General features: G+C 72.1%; 11 protein-coding genes. 7 read left to right on the top strand and 4 right to left on the bottom strand.

What is annotated here, in order from left to right:
• Both KS423_RS31225 and KS423_RS31220 read left to right on the top strand, forming a co-directional pair.
• On the top strand, positions 1–549 hold a 549-nt coding region (locus KS423_RS31225; RefSeq protein ID WP_224283128.1), incomplete at its 5' end, for an RDD family protein.
• 72 nt (positions 550–621) lie between these two features.
• A complete protein-coding gene (locus tag KS423_RS31220) occupies positions 622–1344 on the top strand; it encodes an RDD family protein (protein WP_224283127.1) in 723 nt (240 codons plus the stop codon).
• A gap of 36 nt (positions 1345–1380) precedes the next feature.
• On the opposite strand, the gene KS423_RS31215 is transcribed toward KS423_RS31220, so the two are convergent.
• Positions 1381–1653 (bottom strand): hypothetical protein, encoded by a 273-nt coding sequence (locus KS423_RS31215; RefSeq protein WP_224283126.1) that lies wholly within the window; start codon positions 1651–1653, stop codon positions 1381–1383.
• 223 nt (positions 1654–1876) lie between these two features.
• Here KS423_RS31215 and KS423_RS31210 point away from each other — a divergent pair, with 223 nt between their 5' ends.
• The 4 genes from KS423_RS31210 to mycP all read left to right on the top strand — a co-directional run bounded on the left by KS423_RS31210 (position 1877) and on the right by mycP (position 5965).
• Entirely contained in the window at positions 1877–2590 is a 714-nt protein-coding gene (locus tag KS423_RS31210) for an endonuclease V (protein ID WP_224283125.1), read from the top strand.
• A gap of 97 nt (positions 2591–2687) precedes the next feature.
• Positions 2688–3137 carry a hypothetical protein gene (locus KS423_RS31205; RefSeq protein WP_224283124.1) on the top strand — a complete coding sequence of 150 codons (450 nt, stop codon included), beginning with the start codon at positions 2688–2690 and terminating at the stop codon, positions 3135–3137.
• A 38-nt stretch (positions 3138–3175) separates the two neighbouring features.
• A complete protein-coding gene (locus KS423_RS31200; protein WP_224283123.1) occupies positions 3176–4612 on the top strand; it encodes a WXG100 family type VII secretion target in 1437 nt (478 codons plus the stop codon).
• Between the two features lie 120 nt (positions 4613–4732).
• Positions 4733–5965 (top strand): type VII secretion-associated serine protease mycosin, encoded by a 1233-nt coding sequence (mycP, locus tag KS423_RS31195; protein ID WP_224283122.1) that lies wholly within the window; start codon positions 4733–4735, stop codon positions 5963–5965.
• Here the strand turns inward: mycP and KS423_RS31190 are convergent.
• Positions 5959–6540 carry a GNAT family N-acetyltransferase gene (locus tag KS423_RS31190; protein WP_224283121.1) on the bottom strand — a complete coding sequence of 194 codons (582 nt, stop codon included), beginning with the start codon at positions 6538–6540 and terminating at the stop codon, positions 5959–5961. The genes mycP and KS423_RS31190 overlap by 7 nt on opposite strands.
• Positions 6541–6768: 228 nt before the next feature.
• On the opposite strand from KS423_RS31190, the gene KS423_RS31185 reads away from it, so the two are divergent.
• Positions 6769–7362, top strand: a complete 594-nt coding sequence (locus KS423_RS31185) for a DinB family protein (protein ID WP_224283120.1) — start codon at positions 6769–6771, stop codon at positions 7360–7362.
• Between the two features lie 75 nt (positions 7363–7437).
• On the opposite strand, the gene KS423_RS31180 is transcribed toward KS423_RS31185, so the two are convergent.
• Together KS423_RS31180 and KS423_RS31175 are read right to left on the bottom strand one after the other, a co-directional pair.
• Positions 7438–7878 carry a hypothetical protein gene (locus tag KS423_RS31180; protein WP_224283119.1) on the bottom strand — a complete coding sequence of 147 codons (441 nt, stop codon included), beginning with the start codon at positions 7876–7878 and terminating at the stop codon, positions 7438–7440.
• 236 nt (positions 7879–8114) lie between these two features.
• Positions 8115–8385 (bottom strand): hypothetical protein (locus KS423_RS31175; RefSeq protein ID WP_224283118.1); only part of this gene is annotated, 271 nt, incomplete at its 5' end.

The following is an 8385-nucleotide window of genomic DNA, read 5'->3' as shown; positions in this document are numbered from 1 at the left end:
GGCCCCGCCCCCGCGCCCTCCCGGGCGGCCCGGACCGCCCGGGTCGCCCGGGTCGCCGGGCCGGCCGGTCTCGGCCGTCGGCTGGCGGCGCGGACGGTGGACACCGCCGTGCTGCTGGTGGTCGCGGTCGCCGCCGGGATTCCGCTCGGCCGCTCGGTCTCCGACCACCTCCACCGGAAGCTCGACCAGGCCCGGATGGCCAGCGCCCTCACTCGGCGCCAGGTCCAGGTCTGGCTGGTGGACGACGTGGTGCTGGGCAAGATCGCCGTGCTGATCGGCATCCTGCTGTTCGTCAGCCTGCTCTACGAGGTGCTGCCGGTCGCCCGCACCGGCCAGACCTTCGGCAAGCGGCTGGCCCGGATCCGCGTGGTGGACGCCGCCGCCCCGGCCACCCGGACCCGGCTGAGCCTCGGCCGTTCACTGCTCCGGTGGGCCGTGCGGCAACTGGGTGCGGTGCTGCTGCTCGGCCTGGTCTGGCCGGTGTTCGACCGTACGGCGCGGCGGGGCTGGCAGGACCGCGCGGCCCGTACCCGGGTGGTGCGCGGCTGAGGCCCGCAGGGCCCGTGCAAAACGGACAAAATGTCCCGAACATCCAGAATGTGCGATGTTCTACTCGGGGGCATGAGCACCCACGACCCCTCAGGCCCCCAGCCGGAGGGGGGCGGCAAGCCCTCCTTCGACAAGCAGCCCCCGCAGCCGGGCGGCGGCACGCCGGAAGGCGAGCCGTCGGGCCCGACCCCGTCCAGCGACACGTCCGGCGGCCCCGGCGCCTACCAGGGCACCTACGGCGGGAGCGGCGGCCCGACCCCCGGTCAGGACCCCTACCGGAACCCGTACGGCCGGCCTCCGTACGACCAGCCGCCGCCCGGCTACGGCCCCGGCGCGTACGGCACCCCCGGCGCAGGCCCCGTCCCCGGCATGCCGCCGATCGGCACCTGGCCCAGGCGGATCCTCGCCCGGCTGATCGACTACGTCCTGGTGCAGGCCGTCGCCGTGATCATCGTGGGGCCCTTCGTCGACCTCGGCGCGCGCAACGGCTCCACCGAGGCGTTCTGGCTCGGCTGCACCATCTACTTCGTCTACGAGGCCCTGATGCTCAGCCGGGACGGCCAGACCCTCGGCAAGAAGGCGATGAAGATCCGCGTCGCCATGCTCGTCGACGGGAACAAGCCCACCCAGTCCGCCGCCTGGACCCGCGCCGCGGTCTTCATCGTCCCGGCCGTGCTCTGCTGCGCCGCGCTCTGGTGGATCATCGACGGACTCTTCGGCGTCTTCGACACGCCCTACCGGCAGTGCCTGCACGACAAGGCCGCGAAGACCGTGGTCGTCACCACGGAGGTCTGAGCGGCGACGCGGGACGCGCCTGCGCCCGGCGGCGGATCAGCGCTGCCGGGCGTACGCGTGTCCGGCAGCGGCCGGAGCGGGTCCGGCCGCCCCGGCCGGGTCCGCGGGGCCCGCCTCCACGGCTCCGGCCCCGGCCGCGGCGGCTGACATCGAGAGCAGCGTCACCACGGTGCCGAGCGCCAGTGCGAACCCCACCAGCACCGAGACCGCCAGCACGCCCGAGGCGCCCGAGACGGCCAGCAGTGCCACCGTGGTGGCGACGACGGTGAACGAGCCGAGGCAGGCCTGGGCGACGGAGGGGCGCGGCATGGCAGAGGTCCTTCGCACGTCGGGGGAAACGGGCGGGAGTGGTGACGGTTCCGGTGGTCCTACCCCGCGGGGGAAGCGGGTACGTCCAGGCTAGACGCCGGGCGCGGGGGCACAGGGGGCGCACGGTCTCATCCCGGGGTCGTCCGGCCCGGTCGGTACGGTGAACCGGAACCATGTCGACACCACGCACCACCGCACACCACCACACCCGGGGGAACCGACCATGCCCATCCCCGCCGACTGGCCCACCACCGAGGCCGAGGCGCTCGCCGAACAGGAGCGGCTGCGCCCGCTCGTCCAGGCCCACGACGACGAAGGGCGCGACGACGAGGGGCCCGGCCGGTTGATCGCGGGCGTGGACGTCGCCTACGACGACGACCGCGACCTCGTCGCCGCCGCGGCCGTCCTGCTCGACCGGGACACCCTGGACGTGATGGAACAGGCCACCGCCGTCGGCCGGATCGCCTTCCCGTACGTCCCCGGGCTGCTCGCCTTCCGCGAACTCCCCGCCGTCCTGGACGCGTTGGCCGCACTCACCCGCACCCCCGACACCGTCGTCTGCGACGGCTACGGCCTCGCCCACCCCCGCCGCCTCGGCCTCGCCAGCCACCTCGGCGTCCTCACCGGGCTGCGCACCCTCGGCGTCGCCAAGACCCCCTTCACCTTCGACCACCACGAACCCGGCGCGGCACGCGGCTCCTGGACCCCGCTCACCGACCCCGCCACCGGCGAGGAGGTCGGCCGCGCCGTACGCACCAGGGCCGGCGTGAAGCCCGTCTTCGTCTCCGTCGGACACCGGACCGGCCTCGACACCGCCGTCCGCACCACCCTCGACCTCGCCCGTCACTACCGCCTCCCCGAAACCACCAGGCACGCGGACTCCCTCTGCCGGCGCGCCCTCGCAGACGCCCAGCGGACCGGGACGACCGCGAACTGACCATGCCCCGGGCGGGATTCGGGCCCGGTGTGTTAGACATGAGACACCGGGGCCCGGCCCCGACCGCCAGGGACGGACGCACGGGGGAGGCGCCGAAATGGGATCAGGGACCACCGGTACCGGTTCTACCGGCGGAGCCGGACAGGGCTACCGCATCGAGGTCGAACAGCTCCGCACCTTCGCCGGCCAAGTACGGCTGCTGCTCGCCGACTTCCAGAAGCACGCCGACGGCACCGACGCGTACGGCCGCAGCGGCATCGGCAAGAACGCCTTCGGGGCCTTCGCCGAGGCCACCGAGATCCACGGCCGCTACGGCACCATGCGGGACGCGCTGCGCGACGTCCTCAACCAGCTCCAGGAAGCCGTGAACGAGGCCCAGCAGAAGGCCGACCTCACCGCCACCAACTACGAGGAGCAGGACCAGCACACCGCCGCCAAACTCAAGCTCGGCGAGGACGGCTGGTCCGTCGCCCACCCCTCCGCGAGCAGCCAGGCCGCGGCCCAGCAGAACCACACCCCCTCCAACCGTGGCAACGCCACCGTCTGACCGCCGCCCGCCCGGACCCGAACGGAGGCCGACCGCCCGTGGTCTACACCGACTTCACCAAGTACAGCCACGCCCAGCTCCGGAAGATGGCGCAGGCCCTCGACCCCGGCGCGGTGATGGCCGCCGGCGACCCCTGGCGCAGGGCCGCCGACACCCTCAAGCAGATCCGCCTGACCCTCACCAAGGCCAGCACCGAAGCCGCCACCTCCTGGGAAGGCACCACCAGCGACGCCTTCCACAACCGCATGCTCGCCCTGGCCGCCAGCATCAACAACGCCGCCGCCTATGCCAACGACGCGGCCAACATCCTCCACAACACCTCCGAGGCCATGGCCAAGGCCAAGCGCGACATGCCCGAGGAACCCGGCAACTGGGACAAGGTCAAGGACACCGTCGGCGACGCCTTCTTCGGCGACGACGACGAACACATCCCCCTCGCCGACCGCAAGAAGGCCGAAGCGGCCGCCATCATGCAAACCCTCGCCATGCACTACCGCATCGCCACCCCGGCCCTGAAGTCCCCGCCGCCGTACGACCCGAAGAAGCCACCGGTGAAACCCGGGGGACGGGACGACTTCTCCGACCAGGCGGCCGGTGATCAGAGTGCGTTCGTTGCAGTGGGCGGTGTGATGACCGGCATGGGCGCAGGCAACGTGCATTCGGTCGGAGGGTCCTTCAGCAGGCCGGTGGATGCCCCGACAGCGCCCCGGACCCGTAGCGTGAGCAACGGCGGTGTCGCTCCTAAGTCGTCGTCAGCCTCAGGAAGCACGCCGATTCCGCCGGAACCCGGGATCAAGGGCGGAACGGCCAAGGCGTCAGGGAAGCCGGAGGCGGCCAACTACGGCGCGGGAACCGCCGTCGACGGAGTGAACACCGTTTCGAAGCCCACAGCGGCTGGGCCGTCACCGGTCGGTGTCACGGGCACGCCGGCCCCCACCGCGTCTGGGCCACAGGCCGGTGCTGGCCCCACGTGGCTCGGGCCCGGTAAGGGAGAACCGATGCCCGGCCTGTTCGCCGGCGGGCGAGAGAAGCAGACACTCGTCGAGCGGGGGACGACCGGCCGGAATGACCAGCGGGGAGCGCCGGGCGATGTTCGTGGCGGCTCTGCGCGGGGCGCTGAGGGTATCCACGGAGGCAGCCCTGGCCCGGTCGGCCCCGGAGCCGGCCGAACGGGCGGCACCGTAGTCGGCGACGGCGGGCGCGCGGTACCAGGGGGCAAGGCGTCTGCGGGTGAAGCGGCTCCTGGCGGCAAGAGGGCCTTCACCGAGGGCGGTTCCGGCTTGGGGCAGCGCAACCGGCCTCGGACGGAGTCGACCGCTGCCTCTGGAGCATCCTCGGGGTCCGCAGTCCCGTTCGGCGGGGCTCACGGGCGCGCCAAGGACAAGGAGAAGGCTCGAAAGCGGCCGGACTTCCTGGTGGAGGACGAGGAGACCTGGGCGTCAGGGGATTCCGCCAATCCGAACGTGGTGAAATGACCCTGGTTCTTCAGGAGACCAGGTGATTCGATCGGGGCCCTCGTGGTTTGTGGACCACAGGGGCTACCGCCGTGCTGAGTGGGGTGACCGGCCTTGGGAGAATGGCGGCTTGGGCGTGGGGTGGCCGCGCTGACAGCAGGCGGCCTGGTCGCTGCGATCGGGGTGGGGCCGGCCTGTGCGGACGGCACCCGTGACGCCCAATGGGTGCTGGCCAGCTACCGAGCCGACAGTGCGCTGTGGCCGGTGTCGCAGGGCGATGGTGTCACCGTCGCCGTCATCGACAGCGGCGTGATGAAGGACCATCAGGATCTGGTTGGTCAGATCCTGCCCGGCGCCGACTTCAGTGGTGAGGGCAGCGATGGCACGGTCGACAAGGACGGCCATGGCACCGGGATGGCCAGCCTCATCGCAGGCCATGGACATGGTGACAATGCGGGAATCATGGGCTTGGCGCCCAAGGCCAAGGTCCTTCCAGTGAGGGTGAGCTGGAGCTCCACGGACGCCGTGGCGCAGAGCGGTCTGGCAAGAGGCATCCGGTTCGCAGTGGACCGCGGTGCCAAGGTGATCAACATGTCGCTTGGCGGCTACTCGGGGACCGATCAGGAGACCAGGGCGGCGGTCAAGTACGCCGTCGACCACGATGTGGTCCTCGTCGCGTCCAACGGGAACAGCGGACAACAGGCTGCGCCGGTTGAATACCCGGCGGCGTTTCCGGGTGTGGTGGCGGTTGGTGCGGTGGACCGGCAGGGACACTTGTGGGAGAAGTCGACGTACGGACCGGAGACCACGCTGACAGCTCCCGGAGCGGAGGTCTACCGGGCGAGTGCGAAGTCCTCGGCAGGGTACGGAGTGGCCAACGGCACCTCGGATTCCACTGCCTACGTGTCCGCCACTGCGGCGTTGATCAGGGCCAAGTACCCGAACCTGTCGGCTGGGCAGGTGGTCAATCGGATGATCAAGACGGCCACTCCTCCGGTTGACGGGTCTGCGGTGCCGAATGACCGGTACGGGTACGGGGTTCTGGCGCCGGCGAAGGCGTTGGAGGCGAATCCTGTCGTGGACAACGGGCCTCGGGAGAATCCCTTGGCGGGGCGGAAGGAGTCGCAGGGGGCGCCGCCGGTGGACGATCCGACGGACGGGGCGTCGGAGGAGGCTGTCGCCCCCGGGGCGGATGGTGGGGGGAGCAGCGGGAACGGGATGGGGGTTGTCGTGGGGGCGGCGGCCGGTGGTTTGGCAGTGGTGATCGGCGTCGTCGTGGTGTTCGTCGTGCGGGCACGGCGGCGGCGGCCGGCGGCCGGGGCGTACGGGCCGGGGCCGTATCAGCAGCCGCCGCGCGGGGGGCCGTATCAGTGAGTGGCGAGCCATTCGTCGCGTAGGGCGGCCATCTGGAGGACGTCCCAGTAGCGGTCGTCCCAGTGGTGGGCCTGGCGGGCGCGGCCTTCGAGGGTGAAGCCGGACTTGCGGTAGGAGTGGGCGGCGCGTTCGTTGTACTCGAAGACTTCGAGGTGGACGCGGTTGAGGCGGATGGTCTCGAAGGCGTGGCGCAGGACCAGGAGGGTGGTCTCGGTGCCGATGCCGCGGCCGGTGCAGTCCGGGGCGAGGGCGATCCGGAAGCTGGCTGAGGAGTTGTCCGGGTCGACGTCGGTGAGGGCGGTCTCGCCGAGGAAGCGACCGGTGGCGGGGTCTTCGACGGCGAGGTCGAGGCGGTCGGGCTGTTCGGGGCGGGTGGTGCACCACTGGTGGATCCGGTCGCGGGTGAAGACGGTGCGGGTGCCGGTGAGCCGGTTGGTCGCCTCGTCGGCGCAGAGTTCCCACATCGGGTCGGTGTGCCGTTCGTCGAGGGGGACGAGCCGGATGGTGGGGCCGTGCAGGGTGGGCTTCACGGCGAGGGCGGCGAGATCGGTGCGATCGGCGGCGTCGGCGGTCATGGTAGTCAGGGTGGACGGTCGGTTTCCGGTTCGTCCATGCATTTTCGGCCCGGCGGGTGGTGGGTGGCGGGTGGTGTGCGGGCGTGCACCGGGCTGGTGTGCGCGCGGAGATGGGGGCGCGTGATGGGGGACTGCGCCGGGTGAGTGCGCCGGGGGTGGCAGCATTTCGGCGACGGCTGGCGTCATTGCCGCTGGTGGGGGTCCCCGGGCGGCGGAGATGCTGGGCCCATGAGCACTCCTGAGAGCACGCCGGTCGAGAACGCGCCGATCGCCGCCACCACCACCACCGACGGGATCGTCCCGGACACCAAGGACTGGACCTGGGTGCTGGAACGCCCCTGCCCCGACTGCGGGTTGGACACCCCGAAGGTGGTCCGGGAGGACGTCGCCGGGATGGTCCGGGCCAATGCGGAGGGCTGGTTGACGGTGCTGGCGGGGGACGCGGACGGGCTGCGCGGGCGGCCGGCCCCGGGGGTGTGGTCGGACCTGGAGTACGCGTGCCACGTCCGGGACGTCTTCCGGCTGTTCCACGTCCGGCTGAACCTGATGCTGGACCAGGACGGCCCGCTGTTCCCCAACTGGGACCAGGACGAGACGGCCGTCGCCGAGCGCTACGGCGAGCAGGACCCGCGGGTGGTGGCCGGGGAGCTGGAGGAGGCCGCCGAGACGCTTGCCGCGGCCTTCGAGCGGGTGGCCGGCGCGCAGTGGGGGCGGACCGGGAACCGCAGCGACGGGGCGCGGTTCACGGTCGAGTCGTTCTCCCGGTACCTGATCCACGACCCGGTGCACCATCTGTTCGACGTGACGGGCGAGCGGGCCTGAGGCCCTCCCCGGAAGGGCCGCCCCCGGAACGGCCGTCCCCGGAAGGGCCGTCCCCGGAAGGGCCGGGCTGCGGGGTCACCAGCCGGAGGCCTCCCGCAGCATGGTGCGGCGCAGCCGTCCGGCGACGCTGGCGGCGTCGGTGCCGATGACGTCGGCGATCTCGGGGGCGGCGAGGCCGACGACGTAGTGCAGGATCGCCAGGTCGTCGTCGGCCGGGTGGCGGTCCGGGTCGGCGGTCACCTGGCGGGTGTGTTCGGCGACGGTGCCGCGCAGGATCTCCCAGGCGTGCGCGGTCGGGTTGGAGCTGCCCATCAACTCCCGCCAGTTCACCGCGATTTCCGCGAAGGCCTGCTGGACGGCGATGGCCGCGGCGCTGTGCTCGGTCAGCCACACGCGCGCGTAGCTGAGGTACCGGGGGCGGTGGAGTTCGCAGAACGCGGTGAACTCCAGTGGTACGTCCGCCGGCTCGCCGGGCCCCGGGGGCGGCTCGGCTGAACTCTCGTGACGGTTGGTCATCTCGGCTTCTCGGAAAGGGAGATGGGTTTCTGGCGGTCGATCATCTGTGCTCACTCTACGGTAGGCCCTAGGTGCGCTGGGTGACCAATCCGATGGAATGCCCGGAACCCGCCGCCGCCAGGCCGGTTCCGGTGGCGACCGGCGTCGGGCGCGGCGGCGGGACGGCCGGGCGGGGGCCGGCGGGGCGGTGCTGCGCAGTGGCGGGAGAGTCGTAGGTGCGAGCGCGTCGCAGCTGGTCAGCCGGTGTGGGACGGCTGTGACTGCAAGGCAGTTGATGTGCCACCGTAGGCCCTGAGGAGGCTGGCGTCCACGCTCAGGGCGTGAACCTGTGCCCGCACAACCACCCGCACAACCGTACTCACGATCATCGCGAAGATCACCACGGACGGGGTCATGGTCGTCACCACGGTGACGCCGCGCTGCGCGGGTGGACGGCGTGGGCGGGACGGGCGCGCTGCGGACGTGCCGGACGGGCGCTTGCCGCGCCCCGGGGCGGCGGAGCGGGCG

Origin of the sequence: Streptomyces sp. LS1784 (assembly GCF_020103755.1) — a bacterium.
Taxonomy (GTDB): Bacteria; Actinomycetota; Actinomycetes; order Streptomycetales; family Streptomycetaceae; genus Kitasatospora.
Note: the sequence above shows the minus strand (reverse complement) of the source record. Positions and strands in the feature narration are given on the sequence as shown.